The organism is Streptomyces parvulus, from assembly GCF_014648855.1.
Taxonomy (GTDB): Bacteria; Actinomycetota; Actinomycetes; order Streptomycetales; family Streptomycetaceae; genus Streptomyces; species Streptomyces parvulus.
This window is the reverse complement of sequence record NZ_BMRX01000021.1, coordinates 32325-51406: the sequence shown is the minus strand read 5'-3', so window position 1 is coordinate 51406 and position 19082 is coordinate 32325. Positions and strand designations below refer to the sequence as shown.

Sequence of the window (19082 nt, the reverse complement as noted above, 5' to 3'; positions counted from 1 at the left end):
TTGGGTCATGCTCGTACTGCCCAGCACTACGCAGAGTAGGGCAACTGTCGCATTGCGTATAGACGTTGACATAAAGGAGAGCCCCCGTGAGAACAGAACCGGCCACCTTCGACCCCGGCGCCGTCCTCTACGACCCCGCCGCCGCCAAGGTCGGTGAGTACCAGGGCCTCGCGGGGCCCCGCGCCCTGCTCCGCCCCCTCGGCGGCGGCCGGGAGTGGGAGGCGGAGCCGGCCGGACTGCGCCCGGCGACCGACCGTGAACGCCTCGACGCGGGCGTCCGCGCGGCGAACGCGCGGGCACTCGCCGCACCACCGGACCCGGGTGATCTGAGCCGGGCTCCCACACCGGTCCCCGACTGCGCGGCGTGCGCCTGGCTGGCCGACCGGCGGGAGACCGCGCGGGCGGCACACGACCACAGCGCGGTGACGGACGCGAACGTCCTGCTGCGCCAGCACCGGCGCAAGGAGCACGAGGCGTGACGTACGAAGGCGGACTGCCCTACGAGGAGTGCAGGCGGGCCCAGCGGCTCTCTCCCCGGCGCGACCGGGCGCCCCTGTCCCCCGGCTTCGGGATGCCCCCGTTCCATCCGGCCCACCCGCCGGGGCCGGTACCGCCGGCCGGGACGAGGCGCCGGTCCCGCACCCGGCCGTACGTCAGGCTGGACGGCGCCGCCCTGAGCGGCCTGCTCACCGTGCTCAGCGTCGCGACGCTCCTGGTGACGATCACCGTCGCCCTCTGACGCCACCCGGGAGGGCTACGCTTCCGGCATGGCGAAGAAGCTCGTGATCAAGGTGACGGCGGGGGCGGACGCGCCCGAGCGGTGTTCTCAGGCGTTCACGGTGGCGGCCGTGGCGGTGGCCAGCGGGGTCGACGTGTCGCTGTGGCTGACCGGCGAGTCCGCCTGGTTCGCGGTGCCGGGCCGGGCCGCGGAGTTCGAGCTGCCGCACGCCGCCCCGCTGCCCGACCTGCTCGACTCGCTGCTGGCGGGCGGCCGGGTGACGCTGTGCACCCAGTGCGCGGCCCGCCGCGACCTCACCGAGAAGGACGTCATCGAGGGCGTACGCATCGCCGGCGCGCAGGTGTTCGTGCAGGAGGCCCTCGCCGACGACACGCGGGCGCTCGTCTACTGAGCGGTCCGCGTCGCCGACGAGGCCCCCACCACGCCGCGGATCAGCCGAGGAGTCCGCTCTGCAGGGCGACCGTCTGCTGGAAGGGCACGGCCGCGGCCCCGCCCTTGCGGCTCTGCAGGACGACTGCCAGCACGTCCCCGGCGCCGAGGTAGGCCTGCCGCACCTGCTCGGCGCCGTACGGCTGGGGCTCGACGTAGACCGAGGGGACCAGGTCGTCGCCCACGGCCTCCATCGGGAAGGCCTCGTCGGGCACGCTCTGGTCCGTGCCGCGCACGGCGTAGGCGGGCTCGCTGTACGACACGAGGTGGCGGTTGCGCAGATCGTCCGCGACGGCCGCGGTGTCGAATTGCAGCAGGTAGATCCGGGTGTGCGTGCCGTCCGACGTCGTCCAGCCGCGAGCGGCGACGTGACGCAGCCCGAAGTCGACGAACAGCTGCCGCAGCTCGGCGTGCTCGGACGCGTCCCGGTACTCCTTGACGAACTCGTCCGTCGCCAGCCAGCCGTCCTCGCCCCTCAGGGACTCGTCCGGCTCGGCGCCCTCGGGCGCGGGCAGCACGAGGTCCCGCAGGTCCGCGTAGTGGGCGCCGGCCGGATTGGCCTGGGCGAAGGGCCGGGGGCTGCCCGACGGCAGCGACGGCATCGTCACCTCGGGGTACGTCCAGCGCCCGTCCGTCCGGGTCGCCAGGCCCGGTACGTCCGTCCGCTCCATGCGTGTGACGCCGTACGCCGCGGCCGATCCGACGGCCGCGAAGACGGCGACGGCCGCGGTCCAGCGCAGCACGCCCCGGAGGACCCGCCGGCTCTTCCGCACCTCGGGGGGCGCATCAACGGCCGTGGGCTCTTCGGTCGGCAGAGCATCGTCGGGCGGCGGGAGTGGCGGGGCAGGCGGGAGTGGCGGGGCCGCCGGGGGTATCTGATCGGCGCGCTCGGTGTCCTGGGTCTTCTCGGTCACACCGCCTCCCCGGTCCCGCCGATGCGGTCGAGCTGCTCCGCCAGCAGCGCGGCGACGCCCTTGGCGCCGAAGGGCGGCACTCCCTCGGCGACGGCGGAGACCAGGACGTCTGCCTGGTGGGCGCTGCAGAACATGATGTCCAGTTCCTCGTCCGATTCGCCCGGCAGGCGGTAGCAACGGGCGCTCTTGTGGCCCTTGACGGCCGGGCCCGCCTCAAGGCCGTCCAGTGCCTCGAAGAACTCGTTCTGACCGACCGCGCCGGACCGAGCCGCTTCCTGATTCATCCGCGTCAGCACGACGGCCACCGTGGCCGCACCGGTGTGCTCACCGTTGTGGAAGCCCCCTGTCGTGGCGTAACTGCGCATGGCCACGCCCGAGATGTGCCGACGGTCGATCTCCTTCTCCAGCGCTCTGCGTTGGGAGCGGGGCAGGTCGTTCAGCGACTCCTTGGTCAGGGCTGCCGCGTGAGCGCCGCTCAGTTCGGCGTCGGCCCCGAATTCCCCGAGGTCGGGTCCCCGCGTCCACCCGTCCGGCCGGTACGGCACCAGGGCACCGGACAATCCGCTCGCCGGCTCCTTCGTCTCGTCGTCCGTCGCGGCACGGGGCGGTGTCCACACAAGTGCGCCGGCGGTCCGGTCGGCGTCCCCCACGGTGTGGGCCGTGTACCCGATGGCGCCGCCGACCGCGGCGACCAGGACCACCGCGACCGCGGCGGGAGCCACCCACCTCCGACGCGTCGCCCGCGCGTCCGGCGCGGTCTCTTCGTTCCCGGTCACAGCCGCTCCATCTGTCGCTTCGCCAGATCCGCGATCAGCTTCTCGCTGATGCGCTTGGAGCCGGTGATCAGGATTTCCATCTCGATGTCGCCCCGCCAGGCGTAGGCCTCGGCGACATACGCCTGGCGCCCGTGGGCTCTCCCCGGCTTCGGCTGGTTGTGGACGAACGTCTCGCCGTCGCCGGTCCCGGGAATCGCCGAGATCTTCGCGTCCGCCATCCACGACGCCCAGTGGCGGCCGTTGTCGCCGGCCTCGACCGCCGCCAGGGCCTCCTCCTGATGAAACTGGACCAGATAGACCTCGACGGTGTAAGAGCCGTCGACGGTCCAGCTCGCGACCGCCGCGCGTCGGAACTCGTCGTGGATGTACTGCGAGAACTTCTGGCCCGACTTCGCGTACTTCTCGGCGTAGGCCGCGAGGTCCATCCAGCCGTCGGCGTCCGCGACCCACTCGGCCTCGCGCGCCCCCTGCGGCTTCTTCACGAGAAGCTTGCGCAGGTCGCCGTTGGTGCGTACGCGACGGTCCTGGGCGGCCGGAAGCGGCTTCGACGTCTGGCCGGCGGCCGGTCGCGACAGCGGCTGGGCCAGGGAGGGCAGCTTCGTCGGAGGGCGGTCCGCCTGGACGAGGTACCCGGCGCACGTGCCGGCGACCAGTCCCAGCACGGCGGCGGTGGAAATGAGCAGCGTGGCGCGTCCGCGCCGCGACCGACGCGACGCGGCCTGCCCGGTCCGCACGACGGGCGACGCCCCGCTGTCCTCCCCGGGTGCCGTCGCCTCCCCGGCTTCCACTTCTGAGGCCAACTCTTCCCCCCACGGGTCTCGGCAGAACTTCGATCAAGCGTGCTCCCAAGAGACCCGCGGCGCGGTTCCGGGGTTGTGCCGGTCTTGATCACGATTCGGCCATGGGGACGAAGGATGGGGCGCCTACTGCCCCATGACGTACGCCACCGTCGGACCCGTGGTCCAGCCGCCGTCCACCGCCAGTTCCGCGCCGGTGACGTAGGACGCCGCGTCCGAGAGCAGGAAGACCACGGCGCCGGCGATCTCGTGGGGCTCGCCGACGCGGCCCATGGGCGTGTTGGGGTACTTGCCCTCGCCCTGCTCGATGCCGACGGCCGCGGTCATCGGGGTGTACGTCATCCCGGGGTGGACGGAGTTGACGCGGATGCGGGCGGTGCCCAGTTCGACCGCGCCGATCTTGGTGAGTCCCCGTACGCCCCACTTGGAGGCCCCGTAGCCGGCGGTGAGGGCGAGCCCCATCAGGCCGGCCGCCGACGAGATGTTCACGATCGAGCCGCCGCCGGCCTCCTTCAGCGCGGGGATCACGGTCTTCATGCCAATGAAGACTCCCGTGAGGTTGATGTCGAGCACCTTGCGGAAGTGCTCGACGGACTCCGCCTCCAGGGGCGTGCCGGTCGAGATGCCGGCGTTGTTCACCAGGCCGTGCAGCGCCCCGAACTCGGTCACGGCGAAGTCGGCGGCCCGCCGCCAGTCCTCCTCGGACGTCACGTCGTGGTGCAGGAAGCGGGCGCGGGCGCCGAGTTGCCGGGCGAGGTCCTCGCCCTCGCCGTCGAGGACGTCGGTGAGGAGGACGTGCGCGCCGGCGGCGACCGCCTGCCGGGCCGCCTCCGCGCCCAGGCCCCGGGCGCCACCGGTGATGATCAGGTTCTTGCCGGCCAGGTCGTGCGGGGTGTGCTCGTGCACGGTCGGCTCCTTTCCAGGGGTGTTGCGGGCGGGATCAGAAGTGGGTGCCGCCGTCGACGCGGATCTCGGTGCCCGTGATGAACCGGCCGTCCTCCGAGCCCAGCATCGCGACCACGGAGGCCACCGTCTCCGGGCCGGCGAAGCCCCGTCCGAGGGCGGGCGAGAGCTTCGCGTAGAGGCTCATGTCGGCGTCCGCGGGCAGTCCGGGACCGTTGCTGAGTCCGCTGACGCCGCTGCCGTCCGTCATGCCGGAGGAGATGGACCCCGGCTGCACGGCGGTGAAGCGGATGCCGCGGCCCGCGTACTCGCTGGCGAGGGCGTGGGTCATGGACTGGACGCCGCCCTTGCTCGCCGCGTAGGCCGCCATGTAGGGGTGCGCGAACGCCGCCGAGGTCGAGCTGAAGTTGACCACCGCCGCGTCCCGGCCCTCCAGGAGCGCCGGGATCGACTCGCGGATCACCAGGAAGGTGCCGACGAGGTTGACGGTCAGGACGTGGCTGAAGTCCCTCAGGCTCGTGTCGGCGGTGTGCGACGAGCGCAGGATCCCGGCCGCGTTGACGAGGACGTCGAGGCCGCCGAGCGCCTCGGTCGCCGCCCGGACGCCCGCGCGGACCGAGGTCTCGTCGGCGATGTCCATGACGAGGGTGGTGAGCCGGCCGGCGTGCGCCGCCGCTCTCTCGGCCGTGTCCTTCAGGCCCGGCTCGCTGACGTCGGCGGCCACGACGGTGCCGCCCTCCGCGAGCAGCCGTTCCACGGTGGCCTGGCCTATGCCCGAGCCGGCGCCGGTGACCAGGACGCGACGGCCTTCGTAACGGTTCATGCGTGTGCTCCAACCCGGCCCGTCACGTGCAGCCGGGCGGGCCCTTGCGGCGCCGGCTCTCTTCCGCCGGGCGCCCCGAATCCCTTTCACGGTACGCCTAGGTGGCACGGTTTGCCACTACGTCACGACATGCCACCGGGTGGTCGCGGGTCGTATTCTTCTGGGGTGAGCACCGAGCCGCCGCCCCCGTCCCTGACTGAGCGCCGCAAGGCCGCCACCCAGCTCGACATCGCGCACGCCGCGGCCGAACTGTTCGCCACCCGGGGCCCGCACGCCACGACGGCGGAGGAGATCGCCCAGCGGGCCGGCGTCGCCCTGCGCACCTTCTACCGGTACTTCCGCTCGAAGCAGGACGCGGTCAGCCCCCTGCTGACCGTGGGCGCGGACCGCTGGCGCGGGCTGCTCGCCGACACGGAACCGGGCAGCCCGCTCCTCCCCGCGCTGCGGCAGGCGGCCGAACGGGCCCTGGCGGTCCCGGACGCGCAGGCGGCCGAGGCCCTGCTGCGCACGCGCGGGCTCCTGCGGGCCGGCGCGGACGACCCGGCGCTGCGGGCCGTGTGGTACCGGGTGAACCAGGAGTCGGAGGAGCGGCTCGTCCCGGTGGTCGCGCGCCTGACGGACGGCGCCGTCGATCCGCTGGAGGTCCGGCTGGTCGCGGCGGCCGCCACCGACGCCGTACGGATCGCCATGGAGACGTGGGCGGGGGGCGAGGCGGGCACCGAGGGTCCCGGCTCCCCCGCCGAACTGGCGGTGCGCTGTCTGGAGCGCCTGCTGGGCGGCGCCGAGAAGGGCTAGAGGTCGCCAGGCCAGAGGTCGTCAGGGCTGGTGGCCGCTACGGCCGGTCCCGGTTCCGGGGGCCCTTCCTGCCGTCCAGCTCGTCCCACCACTCGTCGGACTGCGCGTCGCCCGACGGATCGTCCCACCAGCGGTCCTCGGGCCCCCGGCGGTTGGCGACGATGGCGGCCAGCGGCGGTATCACCATGGCGACCACGCACATGGCCACCGCGGCCGGCACGGACCACAGGCGCACGACACCCCAGGCCAGGACGAAGAGCGCGATGCAGGCGCCCATCATGGCGAAGTAGACGTGCCGTCGCCGCGCGTACATACCTCAAGGGTAGATCCGGACACCGGATCCGGACATGCCGAGGGGCCGCACCCCAGGCGTCCAACCCGGTGGGTGCGGCCCCTCGGCCGTGGCGTGGCGCGGGTGCCGTCAGACGGCGATCGCGACCTCCGCCAGTCCGCCCTGCTGGGCGACGACCGTGCGGTCGGCGGTGCCGCCGGGGACCAGCGCCCGTACGGTCCAGGTGCCCTCGGCCGCGTAGAAGCGGAACTGGCCCGTCGCGGAGGTCGGGACCTCCGCCGTGAACTCGCCGGTCGCGTCCAGCAGACGGACGTAGCCCGTCACCGGCTCGCCGTCGCGGGTCACGTGACCCTGGATCGTGGTCTCACCGGGCTTGATCGTCGAGGCGTCGGGGCCGCCGGCCTTCGCTCCGCACATGTCGTACTCCTGAGGGTTGAGGGGGCGGACTTACTTGTTGGCGCCGAGCTCGATCGGCACGCCGACGAGGGAGCCGTACTCGGTCCAGGAACCGTCGTAGTTCTTGACGTTCTCCACACCGAGCAGCTCGTGCAGGACGAACCAGGTCAGGGCGGAGCGCTCGCCGATGCGGCAGTAGGCGATGGTGTCCTTCGCCAGGTCGACCTGCTCGTCGGCGTAGAGCTGCTTCAGCTCGTCGTCGGACTTGAAGGTGCCGTCGTCGTTGGCGTTCTTCGACCACGGGATGTTGCGCGCGGACGGGACGTGGCCCGGACGCTGCGACTGCTCCTGCGGCAGGTGGGCCGGGGCGAGGAGCTTGCCGGAGAACTCGTCGGGCGAGCGGACGTCGACCAGGTTCTGCGCGCCGATCGCCTTGACGACGTCGTCGCGGAAGGCGCGGATCGCGGTGTTCTGCGGCTTGGCCTTGTAGTCGGTGGCCGGGCGCTGCGGCACCTCGTCGCCGGCGACCAGCTCGCGGGCGTCCAGCTCCCACTTCTTGCGGCCGCCGTCGAGGAGCTTGACGTTGTCGTGGCCGTAGAGCTTGAAGTACCAGTAGGCGTACGACGCGAACCAGTTGTTGTTGCCGCCGTAGAGGACCACCAGCGTGTCGTTGGCGATGCCCTTCGCCGAGAGGAGCTTCTCGAAGCCCTCCTGGTCGACGAAGTCGCGGCGGACCGGGTCCTGGAGGTCCTGGGTCCAGTCGATGCGGATCGCGTTCTTGATGTGGTTCTTGTCGTACGCGGACGTGTCCTCGTCCACCTCGACGATCGCGATGCCGGGGTCGTCCAGGTTCTCCTGGACCCAGTCGGCGTCGACCAGGACGTCGCTGCGGCTCATGTTCTCTCCTCCGGGGCAGGTGCGGCGGGGCGTGCGGTGCGAGGGTGCGCGCGCTCGGGCCGTGCGGCGGCGCGCGGGCGCCCAGGGCAGGGCGGGGGTGAGGGGAGCGGACGGCGGCGGGGCGGCCGTGCGCTCAGAAGGTGCGACAGAGCATGGCGGCAACGCGGCACAGGTCCACTGCCCGCCGCTTCGTGAGGTCCGCCTGTCGCTTCATAGGCACCGATCGTAGGGACGGACGCGGGGCCATGTCACCGGCGTGTCGCATCATGAGACGGGATCGTCCGCGATGTGGGATCGATGAGGGGGCGGGACACCGCCCGGTGGTGTCCGGGCCGGGGCGCTCGCCGCCGCATCTGCGGTGCGGACGGCGCCGTCTCGCCTGTCGGACGCCTACCCGGCCAGCTTGACGTCCGAACCCTTCACCGTGATCTCGACGCCGTCCTTCGCCGCCTCGACCTTGTCCAGCCTGATGCCGCCCGGCAGCTCGTCGATCGTCTGCTGGAAGTCGGTGATGGCCCGGATGCGGGACTCGGCGAGCTGCTTGCCGCCGATCTCCGGCAGCCCGTCGGCGACGACCTCGACGTCGTCGTCCTTCACCTTGACCGAGCTGAGCACCTCGACCGGCTTGGGCAGCTCGACCCCGAGGACCGTGGCCTGCAGCGACACCTTGATCTTGCCGTTGCCGCCGTCGGAGAGGCCGATGACCTTGGCGGTGATGCCGGGGGCGATGTCGGTGGGCTCGGACTTGGCGGCCTTCATCAACTCGTCGTAGGCGACGGTCGCGGTGCCGGTGGCGGTGGCCGCGGTGGCGGAGCTGTAGTCGCCGGAGAACTCGACGCCCTTCATGTCCGCGCGCAGGTCGGCGATGCGGATCTTCTCGTCGCCGTTGCCGGTCGAGGCCTCGTAGCCGTCGATGCCCACCTCGACGTCGTCCAGCTCACCGCCGGCGACCTGGGTCAGGAAGGGGAAGCCGTTGATGGACACGTCGGGCGTCGACGCGAGGTTCTCGGTGCTGCGCACCTTGTCCGCCACCTCGTCCTCGGCGAAGTTGACGGCCACCCGGTCGGCGATCACGAAGAGGCCGCCCAGGATCACGACGAAGATCAACAGTATTCGCAGAGCGCGCATGCGGTGTTTCCCCAACCTGGACGGTCGACGACGGCGGTCCCCCGACGACCGGCGCGGCCGTCCCGGCGCGAGCCTAACGCGGGCCGCCGGTGCCACCGGAGTTCTGTAGAACACCTGTGACACCGGCGGCGCCGCTCACCTCGCTCGACGGGTCAGGCCAGGGCGCGGCCCAGCACGTAGACGACCGGCGCCGCGGCGGCCAGCGGCAGCGCCACACCCGCCGTGAAGTGGACGAAGCGGGACGGGTAGTCGTACGCCGCCACCCGCAGGCCGATCAGCGCGCACACCGCCGCGCCCGCGCCGAGCAGCGCCCCCGACGCCCCGAAGTCCGTGGCCGCGCCGGCCGCGATGCCCGCACCGGCCGCCGCGAGCAGCGAGACGGCCACCGAGGCCGGCGTCGGCAGCGGCAGGGCGCGGGCCACGACGGCCACGGCCACCGCGATCGCGCCCACCGTGACCGCCTCGGCGTCGGCGGCCAGGTATCCACCCGCGATCACGGCCAGGGCCGCCGCGGCGACGGTCGCCATCAGGCCGTACATCCGCTCGTCCGGGTCGGCGTGCGAGCGCAGTTGCAGGACGAGCGAGAGCAGCACCCAGACGCCGAGGGTGCCGAGGATCGCCGCCGGGGAGCGGTCCGACACCAGCAGCGCCGCGTCCGCCGCCAGCGCGGCGGCGAAGCCCAGGGCGATGCCCTGCCGGGCCGGCCACATGCCGTTGAGGCGGAACCAGCCCGCCGCGGTGACGGCCTGGAGGGCGACGAGCGGCACCAGCAGGGCGTACGTGCCGACAGAGGCCGCGCCGGCCAGCAGCAGCCCGAGCAGCGCGGTGAGCCCGGCGGGCTGCATGCCCGGGTCGATGATCGGCGACCGCCCCTCGGCGCGGGCCCGCTGGGCATCGGTCACCCGGGTGTTCCCGGCGATGGTCGCCGGACCGTAGCCGGCGTCACCGGGGGCGGCGGCGGGGGACGGTGCCGGGGCCTCGGGGGCGGGGGCGGCGGGAGCGGGCGCGGGCGCGTACGGCTGGGGGTGGGGCTGCGGCTGGGGGTGCGGCTGGTGCTGCGGCGCGTACGTCTGCGCCCCGGGCCGGTAGTGCTGCTGCTGCGGCGACTGCTGCTGATGCGGCTGCTGCTGATACTGGTGCTGCTGGTGCTGGTGCTGGTGCTGGTGCTGGTGCTGCTGCGCGGCGTACGGCGGCAGGTAGGCCGTCTCCTCCGCGGTGACCGGCGGCAGGTACGCGGTCTCCTCCGCCGGCACCCCGGGCTGGGTCTGGTGGACCTGGGTCTCCCAGGTCTGCCCCTGCCACTGCTGCGTGTACTGGCCGGCGTCCGCTTCGGCGTACCCCTGGGGAGCCTGCTGTCCGGGCCACGGGGTGTCGTACCCGGCCTGCCCGACCCATCTCCCCTGCTCGTCGTAGCCCTCGTGGCCCTCGTAGCCCTGGCGCGGCTGATACGGCTGGTCGGTCATCGCTCACCCTCCTGCGAACGGCGGGAGCACCTCGACCGTGCCGCCGTCGGCCAGCCGTACCGTCTCATGCCCGCGGGTGCCCACCGGGTCGCCGTCGACGAGGAACGAGCAGCGCAGCAGCACGCGCGTCAGTTCGCCCGGGTGCCGCTCGCGCACCGCGCCGAGCGCGTCCGCGAGCGTCGCCGCGTCGTACGCCTCCTCGGCCACTCCCGCGGCTGCCTTCGCGGCGGCCCAGTAGCGCACCGTGACCTTTGCCATCTGGATCCTTCGTCGCCGGTGCCGGGCGGCTCCGTGCCGACCGGCGGTGAACACCGTCAGGCTAGCCCGCCCGGGACACCGCCCAGACGCCGATGCGGTCCAGCAGGGCATCGTCCGACGCGTGCTCCGCGTGGCCCATGCCGGGCTCCAGCCAGAGTTCGCCGTGGTCACCGGCGGCCCGGGCCAGCATCCGGGGGTGGTCGAGGGGGAAGTAGCCGTCCCGGTCGCCGTGCACGAGGAGCAGCGGCGTCGGGGCGATGCGCGGCACCGCGGCCACCGGCGAGAGCGGTTCCGGGTCCCAGGCGCGGTGGTGGATGCGGGTCCGGAAGCCGTAGCGGCCCACGAGCCGGCCCTCGGGGCGCGTGACCATCCAGTGCAGCCGGCGCATCGGCGCGGTGCCCCGGTAGTACCAGCGGGCGGGCGCGCTCACCGACACCACGGCGTCCGTCCGGGCCGCGGTGTCCGGGCCGTACAGCGCGGCGTGCCGCAGCACCACCGAGCCGCCCATGGAGAAGCCGACGGTCACCACGCGCGCGTGCCCGAAGCCGCGCGCCCACTCGACGGCCGCCGCCAGGTCCAGGACCTCGCGGTCGCCGACCGTCGACCGGCCCCCGGAGGCGCCGTGGCCGCGGAAGGAGAAGGTGACCACCGCCCCGTGGCGGGCGAACACACCCGCGATGCGCTTCACGTGCGGCGCGTCCACGTGCCCGGTGAAGCCGTGCGCGACGACGAACACCAGGTCGGAGGGGTCGCCCCCGGCCGCCGAGGGCCGGTACGCGGCGTCGACGCGGACCCCGTCGGCGGCGCGCAGGAAGGTGCGCGCGGGCGGGCGCCGGGACGCCTCGCCGGACGTCTCGCCATGCGGACGATTTCGTGGACGAGGGGTGGAACGCGCCACAACACCTGACGCTCGATCGCTCATGTCGGCTATTCTGCTGGGCAGAGGACTCGGGCAAAGTAGCCCCCGGGTCCTTTTGTGCTTCCAGGAGCGTGGCCGATCGTTCACCTCCCGGACGCGCGGCGGGCCCCACGGGCACGGGATCCGCAGCCGTACGAAGCAGTGCCGTAAACGTCCTCGCAGGGACCGAGGAGGAACCAGACGTTATGGGCGAGCGAAGCGTGCACGACCTTAGGACGACCCAGGCAGGTGGGGCGCGATGAGTTCTCTGCTGCTCCTGACCAACGCCCTTCAGCCGTCGACGGAGGTGCTCCCCGCCCTCGGCCTGCTGCTGCACAACGTCCGCGTGGCTCCGGCGGAGGGCCCCGCCCTCGTCGACACCCCGGGCGCCGACGTGATCCTCGTCGACGGGCGCCGCGACCTTCCCCAGATCCGCAGCCTGTGCCAGCTGCTGCGCTCCACGGGGCTCAGCTGTCCGCTGGTGCTGGTGGTGACCGAGGGCGGCCTCGCAGCCGTCACGGCCGACTGGGGCATCGACGACGTCCTGCTGGACACGGCCGGTCCGGCCGAGGTCGAGGCGCGGCTGCGCCTGGCCATGGGCCGCCAGCAGATCGGCGGCGACGACTCCCCGATGGAGATCCGCAACGGCGACCTCTCGGTCGACGAGGCGACCTACTCCGCGAAGCTCAAGGGCCGGGTCCTGGACCTGACCTTCAAGGAGTTCGAACTGCTCAAGTACCTCGCGCAGCACCCGGGCCGGGTCTTCACCCGCGCCCAGCTGCTCCAGGAGGTCTGGGGCTACGACTACTTCGGCGGCACCCGCACGGTCGACGTGCACGTACGGCGGCTGCGGGCCAAGCTCGGCCCCGAGCACGAGTCGCTGATCGGCACCGTCCGCAACGTCGGCTACCGCTTCGTGACGCCGGAGAAGCCCGAGAAGACGGAAAAGTACGAGAAGGCCCCCAGTGGCTCCGGGGAGAGCGGGCCGAAGGCCTCCGGGGCGCCCGCGGACACCCCGGCCGCGGAGACCGCGGGCACGGCGGCGGCAAGGTCATCCAAGGTGTGACACGCCCTGCCCGGAGCGGGTCCATCCGCGTAGACTCCGCGCGTGGCCAAGGTGACTCGGGATGATGTGGCGCGACTGGCGGGGACTTCCACCGCCGTCGTCAGCTATGTCATCAACAACGGACCCCGGCCGGTCGCCCCGGCCACGCGCGAGCGTGTCCTCGCCGCGATCAAGGAACTGGGGTACCGGCCGGACCGGGTCGCCCAGGCCATGGCCTCGCGGCGCACGGACCTCATAGGCCTGATCATCCCGGACGCCCGCCAGCCCTTCTTCGGGGAGATGGCGCACGCGGTGGAGCAGGCCGCCTCCGAGCGCGGGAAGATGGTCCTGGTCGGCAACACGGACTACGTGGGCGAGCGCGAGGTCCACTACCTGCGGGCCTTCCTCGGGATGCGGGTCTCCGGCCTGATCCTGGTCAGCCACGCGCTGAACGACCTGGCCGCCGCCGAGATCGACGCCTGGGACGCCCGGGTCGTCCTGCTGCACGAGCGGCCCGAGGCCATCGACGACGTCGCCGTGGTCACCGACGACCTGGGCGGCGCCCAGCTCGCCGTACGCCACCTGCTGGAGCACGGCTACGAGTACGTCGCCTGCATGGGCGGCACCGCCGACACCCCCTCCGTCGGCGACCCCGTCTCCGACCACGTCGAGGGCTGGGAGCGCGCGATGAAGGAGGCCGGGCTGTCCACCGAGGACCGGCTCTTCGAGGCGCCGTACAACCGCTACGACGCGTACAAGGTCGGCCTGGAGATCCTGGCCGGGCCGCGCCGCCCGCCGGCGATCTTCTGCTCCACCGACGACCAGGCGATCGGCCTGCTGCGGGCCGCGCGTGAGCTGCGCATCGACGTGCCGGGCGAGCTGGCGGTGGCCGGCTTCGACGACATCAAGGAGGCGGACCTCGCGGACCCGCGCCTGACGACGGTCGCCTCGGACCGGCCGGCGATGGCGCGGGCCGCCGTCGACCTGGTCCTGGACGACGGCCTGCGGGTCGCGGGCTCCCGCCGCGAGCGGCTGAAGGTGTTCCCGTCGCAGCTGGTCGTCCGGCAGTCCTGCGGCTGCGTGTAGCGGCTCCCCGGGAGCGTCTTTATATCGGGCATACGAGGTTCTGCCGGGCTTCTCAGGCGGGACTCAGACCGCTCTCATCCGGGGGCGGGAGGCTCATGGACATGACCGAGAGCCTTCGCCGCGACGGCGAGTACGAGCACGCGCAAGAGAACCCGTACGGGAACCCGTACCAGGGCGCCCGGCAGCACGCCTCCTCTCCCGTCAACCCCGAGTGGCCGCCCCCGCCGGCCCAGCCGCCCGCCGCGCCCTACGCCGGGTTCGCCGACGACGGGCAGCCCGGGCAGCCGGCGCAGCCGCAGCAGAAGCACCGGGCCCGCCGCGGCCCGCTCGCCCTCCTCGCGGCCGTGGCGATCGCCGCCGCGGCGGTCGGCGGCGGCACCGCGTACGGCATCCAGGAGCTGACCGGCGGCGACACCGTCGCGGCCTCGACCAGCACCAACGTCGTGCCGTCCAGCCAGAAGGGCACGGTCTCCGGGGTCGCGAAGGCGGTCAGCCCGAGCATCGTCGAGATCAGCGCCACCTCGAACGCCGGCTCCTCCACCGGCTCCGGCGTGATCATCACCGGCGACGGCGAGATCATCACCAACAACCACGTCGTCTCCGGCGCCTCCTCGGTCAAGGTGAGGACCAGCGACGGCAAGCAGTACACCGCCGAGGTCGTCGGCACCGACAGCAAGAAGGACCTCGCCCTGATCAAGCTGGAGAACGCCTCCGGCCTGAAGGCCGCGAGCCTCGGCGACTCGGACGCCGTCGGGGTCGGCGACCAGGTCGTCGCCATCGGCTCGCCCGAGGGCCTGACCGGCACCGTGACCAGCGGCATCGTCTCCGCCCTCGACCGCGACGTGACCGTCTCGACCGACGAGGGACAGCAGCAGCAGCAACAGCAACAGCAGGGTCAGGGGCAGGGCGGCGGCCAGTGGCCGTTCGAGTTCGGCGGCCAGGAGTTCAACGGCGACACCGGCTCGTCCACGACGACGTACAAGGCGATCCAGACCGACGCGTCCCTCAACCCGGGCAACTCCGGCGGTGCGCTGATCGACATGAACGGCAACATCATCGGCATCAACTCCGCGATGTACTCGGCGACCGAGGCGTCCGCGAGCGCCGGGAGCGTCGGCCTCGGCTTCGCGATCCCGGTCAACACGGTCAAGGCCGACCTGCCCGACCTGCGCGCGGGCGCGAGCAACTGAGTGGCCGCGAGGACGCGCGACGAACGTGCGACGCTGATCCCATGAGCCCCGCAGACGCCGACCGCGACCGTGACGTCCAGCGCATCCTGATCGTCGACGACGAGCCGGCGGTCCGCGAAGCCCTCCAGCGCAGCCTCGCCTTCGAGGGCTACGGCACCGAGGTCGCCGTCGACGGCGCCGACGCGCTGGAGAAGGCGGCGGCCTACCGGCCCGACCTCGTCGTCCTCGACATCCAGATGCCCCGCATGGACGGCCTGACCGCCGCCCGCCGGATCCGCGGCGCGGGCGACCTGACGCCGATCCTCATGCTGACCGCGCGGGACACCGTCGGCGACCGGGTGACCGGCCTGGACGCCGGCGCGGACGACTACCTGGTCAAGCCGTTCGAGCTGGACGAACTCTTCGCCCGCATCCGGGCGCTGCTGCGCCGCAGCTCCTACGCGGCCGCCGTGGAGGCCGCCGCCGAGAACTCCGACGCGCTCACGTTCGGCGACCTGACCATGGACCTGGCGACGCGGGAGGTCACCCGGGGCGGGCGGACGGTGGAGCTGACCCGCACGGAGTTCACCCTGCTGGAGATGTTCATGGCGCACCCGCGCCAGGTCCTCACCCGGGAGCAGATCCTCAAGGCGGTCTGGGGCTTCGACTTCGAGCCCTCGTCCAACTCCCTCGACGTGTACGTCATGTACCTGCGCCGCAAGACCGAGGCGGGCGGCGAGCCGCGCCTGGTCCACACCGTCCGGGGCGTCGGCTACGTGCTGCGGCAGGGCGGCGCGGAGTGAGCGGACCCGTACGCCGGTTCCGCGCCCTGCCGATCCGGGCGCGGCTGTCACTGCTGGTCGCGGCGGCGGTGGCGTTCGCGGTGGCGGCTGCGGCGGTGGCGTGCTGGTTCGTCGTCAAGAGCGTGCTGGTGAGTTCGCTGGACGAGGCGCTGAAGGGGAACCGGATGGACCGGGCCCAGGTGAGCCGGTACGTGGACCTGCGCACCGGCCTCTGCGCCCACGACCCGCTCACCCACGAGCAGAATCCCTACGGTTCGTCCGTGCAACTGGTGGCCCGGCAGAACACGAGCTGCCTCATCATCGGCACCGAGGAGGTCCCGCTCACGGACGCCGACCGCGCCGTCGCCGAGGGCTCTTCCGCCAACGTCCTGCACGACGCCACCGGCTCGGACGGTACCCAGTACCGCGTCTTCACCTACCAGGTGCCGGGCCTGTCCGACGTGGCCGTCTCCGCCGCGCGCCCGCTGAGCGAGGTGAACAGCTCGCTCAACAACCTGGCGCTCGTCCTCGTCTTCGTGGCTGGCGCGGGTGTCGTCGGCGCGGGGGCGGCCGGCCTGTGGGTGGCCCGGACGGGACTGCGGCCCGTGGACGAACTGACCCGTACCGTCGAACACGTCGCCCGCACCGAGGACCTCACCGTCCACATCCCCGTCGACGACGACAGCGACGACGAGATCGCCCGCCTCTCCCGGTCCTTCAACAGCATGACCTCGTCCCTGGCCAGCTCGCGCGACCTCCAGCAGCAGCTCATCGCCGACGCCGGGCACGAACTGCGCACCCCCCTCACCTCCCTGCGCACCAACATCGAGCTGCTCACCCGCAGCGAGGAGACCGGGCGCCCCATCCCGGAGGCGGACCGCAAGGCGCTGCTGGCCTCGGTGAAGGCGCAGATGACGGAGCTGGCCGCGCTGATCGGCGACCTCCAGGAGCTGTCCCGCCCGGACACCGGCCAGCACGAGGGCCGCACCCGGATCCTCCCCTGGCACGACGTCGTCGAGTCCGCGCTGCGCCGCGCCCGCCTGCGCGGCCCCGAGCTGGCCATCACGGCCGACGTGCGGCCCTGGTACGTCCGGGCGGAACCGGCGGCGCTGGAACGCGCGGTGGTCAACGTCCTGGACAACGCGGTCAAGTTCAGCCCGGAGTCCGGCACCGTGGACGTACGCCTCGCCGACGGCGTCCTCACCGTCCGCGACCACGGGCCCGGCATCCCCGCCGACGAACTCCCGCACGTCTTCGACCGCTTCTGGCGCTCCCCGTCCGCCCGCGCGCTGCCGGGTTCCGGCCTGGGCCTGTCCATCGTGGCCCGGACGGTGCAGCAGGCGGGCGGCGAGGTGACCCTCACACCGGCGGACGGCGGCGGCACGACCGCGACGGTGCGCCTGCCGGGGGCGCCGAAGCCGCCCCCGGAAGTGCCGCGCGAGACGGACGGCCGCTGACCGCCCGCTACCGCACGACCGTGATGCGGTCCGCCGCCGGCGGCTCGATCGGGTCGGTGGCCGAGGAGTTGGCCGTCAGGTACTGCTCCAGTGCGGCCAGGTCGTCCGCGCCGACCAGTTCGTTCGCGCCCTGGTTCAGCGTGGGGAAGCCGTCGCCGCCGCCCGCGAGGAAGCTGTTGGAGGCGACGCGGTAGGTGGCCGACGGGTCGAGCGGGGCGCCGTTCAGCCGGACGGAGTCCGCCACCACCCGGTCCGCGCCGGTCTTCGTCAGGTCCAGGGTGTAGGTGAGGCCGGACGAGACCTGGAGGATCTTCGGGGCCGCCTCGTTCGGGCCGCTGACCTGCTCCTTGAGGACCTGGACCAGCTGGGCGCCCGTGTAGTCCTTGAGGTTCACCGTGTTGGCGAAGGGCTGGACGGTGAAGCCCTCGGCGTAGGTGACCACGCCGTCGCCCTCGGCGCCCGAGGCCGCGTAGGTCAGCGGGGCCCGGATGCCGCCGGGGTTCATCAGCGCGAGGTCCGTCTCCGGGTCCTGGGTCCTCCCGTACGCGAGCTGCGCGTCGGCGATCAGGTCGCCCAGCGGGGACTCGGTGCCGTCGCGGGAGATGTCGGCGGAGATGTGGCCGACCGCGCGGTTGCCGATCGGGGCGGCCAGCGTGCCCCACTTGTCGATCAGCCGGGTCATGTCGGGCGCCTTCGGGACGTCCCGCGTCACCACGTGGTTCGCCGACTTCACCGACGTACGCGCGATGTCACCGGTGCGCCGGTCGTAGGTCAGCGTGGTGTCCGTGTAGAGGCGGCCGAAGGACGCGGCCGAGGTCACCATGCGGGGCTTGCCCGCCGGGTCGGGGATGGTGCAGACGTAGGCGTTGTGCGTGTGGCCGGTGACCAGCGCGTCGACCTGGGGCGTGATGTTCTTCGCGATGTCGACGATCGGGCCGGAGACGCCGTCGCCGGCGCCCGGGGCGTCGCAGTCGTAGTTGTAGGACGTCGACGCCGGGAAGCCGCCCTCGTGGATGAGGGCGACGATCGACTTCACGCCCTGGCGCTGCAGCTCCTTGGCGTACTTGTTGATCGTCTCGACCTCGTCCTTGAAGGAGAGGCCCTTCACGCCCTCGGCGGAGACGATGTTCGGGGTGCCCTCCAGGGTCACGCCGATGAAGCCGACCTTGACGCCGTTCTTCTTCCACACCCAGTACGGCTTGAGGATGGGCTTGCGCGTCTTCTCGTCCAGGACGTTCGCGGCCAGGTACGGGAAGTCGGCGCCCTTGAACCGCTTGTCCGTGTAGCAGCCCTCGGTGGGGTGGCAGCCGCCCTTCTGGAGGCGGGCCAGCTCCTTCGCGCCCTCGTCGAACTCGTGGTTGCCGACGGAGGTCACGTCCAGGTCGAGCTGGTTCAGCGCCTCGATGGCCGGCTCGTCGTGGAAGAGGCCGGACAGCAGCGGGGACGCGCCGACCATGTCGCCGCCGGCCGCGGTGACGGAGTAGCGGTTGCCCTTGCGGGCCTCGCGCAGGTGGGTGGCCAGGTACTCCACACCGCCCGCGTCGATCGTCTTCGTCGTGCCGTCCGGCTGCACCTCGGTGACCCGGCCGGAGGAACCGGCGGGCGGCTCCAGGTTGCCGTGCAGGTCGTTGAAGGAGAGCAGCTGGACGTCCTGGTAGCGGCTCTGCCCGTGACCGTGACCGTGCCCGTGGCCGTGCCGGTTCGCGTCCGCGTTCGCCGACGCCGGCAGGGCCGCCGCGGCGAGCGCCCCGGCGGTGACGACCGTGGCGGCGAGAAGAACGCCCGTGCGGCGTCTGCGGCGCGACTGGTGCGGCTGTGCTGTGACTGGCATGCGCCCCCCTGTGGGTGTGCGTGGCGCGAGCCGCTGAGGGACGGCTCGTCGGAGCGGCAGCCTAGGGTCAACGCGCGTAGCGCGACAGGGGGTTCCGGGTTACATCCTGGTTTACCTTGCCGAAGGGCGTGGCCCGTACCCCTGCCCGCGCGTCCGCGCCGCCCGCTCCCGCGACTGCCGCCGCTTTGCCCCACCCGCCCTTTA

The 19082-nt window shown here is 72.7% G+C and carries 22 protein-coding genes; 9 read left to right on the top strand and 13 right to left on the bottom strand.

All coding sequences use genetic code 11. The features are described 5' to 3' along the window. The first annotated feature begins 86 nt into the window (after positions 1-86). From IE108_RS32065 to IE108_RS32055, 3 genes are read left to right on the top strand one after another with little or no spacing between them, the layout of a single operon-like run. The gene (locus IE108_RS32065) at positions 87-479 is read left to right on the top strand and encodes a hypothetical protein (RefSeq protein ID WP_064728609.1); all 393 of its coding nucleotides are present in this window, start codon (positions 87-89) and stop codon (positions 477-479) included. Further along, positions 476-739 (top strand): hypothetical protein, encoded by a 264-nt coding sequence (locus IE108_RS32060; RefSeq protein WP_064728610.1) that lies wholly within the window; start codon positions 476-478, stop codon positions 737-739. Before IE108_RS32065 ends, IE108_RS32060 begins: the two co-directional genes overlap by 4 nt. 28 nt (positions 740-767) lie before the next feature. After that, positions 768-1130 carry a DsrE family protein gene (locus IE108_RS32055; RefSeq protein WP_064728611.1) on the top strand — a complete coding sequence of 121 codons (363 nt, stop codon included), beginning with the start codon at positions 768-770 and terminating at the stop codon, positions 1128-1130. A gap of 40 nt (positions 1131-1170) precedes the next feature. On the opposite strand, the gene IE108_RS32050 is transcribed toward IE108_RS32055, so the two are convergent. From IE108_RS32050 to IE108_RS32030, 5 genes are all read right to left on the bottom strand, one after another. Further along, positions 1171-2082 carry a hypothetical protein gene (locus tag IE108_RS32050; protein ID WP_064728612.1) on the bottom strand — a complete coding sequence of 304 codons (912 nt, stop codon included), beginning with the start codon at positions 2080-2082 and terminating at the stop codon, positions 1171-1173. After that, positions 2079-2858 carry a hypothetical protein gene (locus IE108_RS32045; protein ID WP_064728613.1) on the bottom strand — a complete coding sequence of 260 codons (780 nt, stop codon included), beginning with the start codon at positions 2856-2858 and terminating at the stop codon, positions 2079-2081. Before IE108_RS32045 ends, IE108_RS32050 begins: the two co-directional genes overlap by 4 nt. After that, entirely contained in the window at positions 2855-3646 is a 792-nt protein-coding gene (locus IE108_RS32040; RefSeq protein WP_079163563.1) for a hypothetical protein, read from the bottom strand. Before IE108_RS32040 ends, IE108_RS32045 begins: the two co-directional genes overlap by 4 nt. Positions 3647-3781: 135 nt before the next feature. Next, entirely contained in the window at positions 3782-4561 is a 780-nt protein-coding gene (locus IE108_RS32035) for a glucose 1-dehydrogenase (protein ID WP_064728614.1), read from the bottom strand. A gap of 34 nt (positions 4562-4595) precedes the next feature. Continuing rightward, positions 4596-5381, bottom strand: a complete 786-nt coding sequence (locus IE108_RS32030) for an SDR family NAD(P)-dependent oxidoreductase (RefSeq protein ID WP_064728615.1) — start codon at positions 5379-5381, stop codon at positions 4596-4598. A 165-nt stretch (positions 5382-5546) separates the two neighbouring features. On the opposite strand from IE108_RS32030, the gene IE108_RS32025 reads away from it, so the two are divergent. Next, entirely contained in the window at positions 5547-6176 is a 630-nt protein-coding gene (locus tag IE108_RS32025; RefSeq protein ID WP_064728616.1) for a TetR family transcriptional regulator, read from the top strand. 37 nt (positions 6177-6213) lie between these two features. Here the strand turns inward: IE108_RS32025 and IE108_RS32020 are convergent, their stop codons facing one another. From IE108_RS32020 to IE108_RS31990, 7 genes are all read right to left on the bottom strand, one after another. Continuing rightward, complete coding sequence (locus tag IE108_RS32020; RefSeq protein WP_064728617.1) at positions 6214-6489, bottom strand: DUF3099 domain-containing protein; 276 nt, start codon at positions 6487-6489, stop codon at positions 6214-6216. Between the two features lie 108 nt (positions 6490-6597). Continuing rightward, positions 6598-6885 (bottom strand): DUF1416 domain-containing protein, encoded by a 288-nt coding sequence (locus IE108_RS32015; protein ID WP_031047895.1) that lies wholly within the window; start codon positions 6883-6885, stop codon positions 6598-6600. Between the two features lie 30 nt (positions 6886-6915). Then, on the bottom strand, positions 6916-7761 hold the full coding sequence (locus IE108_RS32010; RefSeq protein ID WP_064728618.1) for a sulfurtransferase: 846 nt from the start codon (positions 7759-7761) through the stop codon (positions 6916-6918). A 390-nt stretch (positions 7762-8151) separates the two neighbouring features. Continuing rightward, positions 8152-8889 carry an LmeA family phospholipid-binding protein gene (locus IE108_RS32005; protein ID WP_064728619.1) on the bottom strand — a complete coding sequence of 246 codons (738 nt, stop codon included), beginning with the start codon at positions 8887-8889 and terminating at the stop codon, positions 8152-8154. 152 nt (positions 8890-9041) lie between these two features. Next, positions 9042-10352, bottom strand: a complete 1311-nt coding sequence (locus IE108_RS32000) for a hypothetical protein (RefSeq protein ID WP_064728620.1) — start codon at positions 10350-10352, stop codon at positions 9042-9044. 3 nt (positions 10353-10355) lie between these two features. Next, entirely contained in the window at positions 10356-10610 is a 255-nt protein-coding gene (locus IE108_RS31995) for a MoaD/ThiS family protein (RefSeq protein ID WP_064728621.1), read from the bottom strand. Positions 10611-10671: 61 nt separating this feature from the next. Continuing rightward, a complete protein-coding gene (locus tag IE108_RS31990; RefSeq protein ID WP_189397814.1) occupies positions 10672-11532 on the bottom strand; it encodes an alpha/beta hydrolase in 861 nt (286 codons plus the stop codon). 235 nt (positions 11533-11767) lie between these two features. Between IE108_RS31990 and IE108_RS31985 the strand changes: the two genes are divergently transcribed. From IE108_RS31985 to IE108_RS31965, 5 genes are all read left to right on the top strand, one after another. After that, positions 11768-12574, top strand: coding sequence for a response regulator transcription factor (locus tag IE108_RS31985; protein WP_064728623.1), 807 nt, complete (start codon positions 11768-11770; stop codon positions 12572-12574). 42 nt (positions 12575-12616) lie between these two features. Next, positions 12617-13639, top strand: a complete 1023-nt coding sequence (locus IE108_RS31980) for a LacI family DNA-binding transcriptional regulator (protein WP_107420209.1) — start codon at positions 12617-12619, stop codon at positions 13637-13639. A 101-nt stretch (positions 13640-13740) separates the two neighbouring features. Beyond that, positions 13741-14829, top strand: a complete 1089-nt coding sequence (locus IE108_RS31975) for a S1C family serine protease (RefSeq protein ID WP_189397813.1) — start codon at positions 13741-13743, stop codon at positions 14827-14829. 41 nt (positions 14830-14870) lie between these two features. Continuing rightward, positions 14871-15611, top strand: coding sequence for a response regulator transcription factor (locus IE108_RS31970; RefSeq protein WP_064728626.1), 741 nt, complete (start codon positions 14871-14873; stop codon positions 15609-15611). Further along, positions 15608-17047, top strand: coding sequence for a sensor histidine kinase (locus tag IE108_RS31965; RefSeq protein ID WP_064728627.1), 1440 nt, complete (start codon positions 15608-15610; stop codon positions 17045-17047). Before IE108_RS31970 ends, IE108_RS31965 begins: the two co-directional genes overlap by 4 nt. Before the next feature lie 7 nt (positions 17048-17054). On the opposite strand, the gene IE108_RS31960 is transcribed toward IE108_RS31965, so the two are convergent. After that, positions 17055-18878: a bifunctional metallophosphatase/5'-nucleotidase gene (locus tag IE108_RS31960; RefSeq protein WP_064728628.1), complete on the bottom strand. Its 1824-nt coding sequence runs from the start codon at positions 18876-18878 to the stop codon at positions 17055-17057. Between the last annotated feature and the right edge of the window lie 204 nt (positions 18879-19082).

Bases quoted from the DNA above. Each gene is read 5' to 3' on its own strand.
- IE108_RS32055 (WP_064728611.1), top strand. From the start codon at position 768: ATGGCGAAGAAGCTCGTGATCAAGGTGACGGCGGGGGCGGACGCGCCC.
- IE108_RS32030 (WP_064728615.1), bottom strand. From the start codon at position 5,381: ATGAACCGTTACGAAGGCCGTCGCGTCCTGGTCACCGGCGCCGGCTCG.
- IE108_RS32020 (WP_064728617.1), bottom strand. From the start codon at position 6,489: ATGTACGCGCGGCGACGGCACGTCTACTTCGCCATGATGGGCGCCTGC.
- IE108_RS32015 (WP_031047895.1), bottom strand. From the start codon at position 6,885: ATGTGCGGAGCGAAGGCCGGCGGCCCCGACGCCTCGACGATCAAGCCC.
- IE108_RS32010 (WP_064728618.1), bottom strand. From the start codon at position 7,761: ATGAGCCGCAGCGACGTCCTGGTCGACGCCGACTGGGTCCAGGAGAAC.
- IE108_RS32005 (WP_064728619.1), bottom strand. From the start codon at position 8,889: ATGCGCGCTCTGCGAATACTGTTGATCTTCGTCGTGATCCTGGGCGGC.
- IE108_RS32000 (WP_064728620.1), bottom strand. From the start codon at position 10,352: ATGACCGACCAGCCGTATCAGCCGCGCCAGGGCTACGAGGGCCACGAG.
- IE108_RS31995 (WP_064728621.1), bottom strand. From the start codon at position 10,610: ATGGCAAAGGTCACGGTGCGCTACTGGGCCGCCGCGAAGGCAGCCGCG.
- IE108_RS31990 (WP_189397814.1), bottom strand. From the start codon at position 11,532: ATGAGCGATCGAGCGTCAGGTGTTGTGGCGCGTTCCACCCCTCGTCCA.
- IE108_RS31985 (WP_064728623.1), top strand. From the start codon at position 11,768: ATGAGTTCTCTGCTGCTCCTGACCAACGCCCTTCAGCCGTCGACGGAG.
- IE108_RS31975 (WP_189397813.1), top strand. From the start codon at position 13,741: ATGACCGAGAGCCTTCGCCGCGACGGCGAGTACGAGCACGCGCAAGAG.
- IE108_RS31970 (WP_064728626.1), top strand. From the start codon at position 14,871: ATGAGCCCCGCAGACGCCGACCGCGACCGTGACGTCCAGCGCATCCTG.
- IE108_RS31960 (WP_064728628.1), bottom strand. From the start codon at position 18,878: ATGCCAGTCACAGCACAGCCGCACCAGTCGCGCCGCAGACGCCGCACG.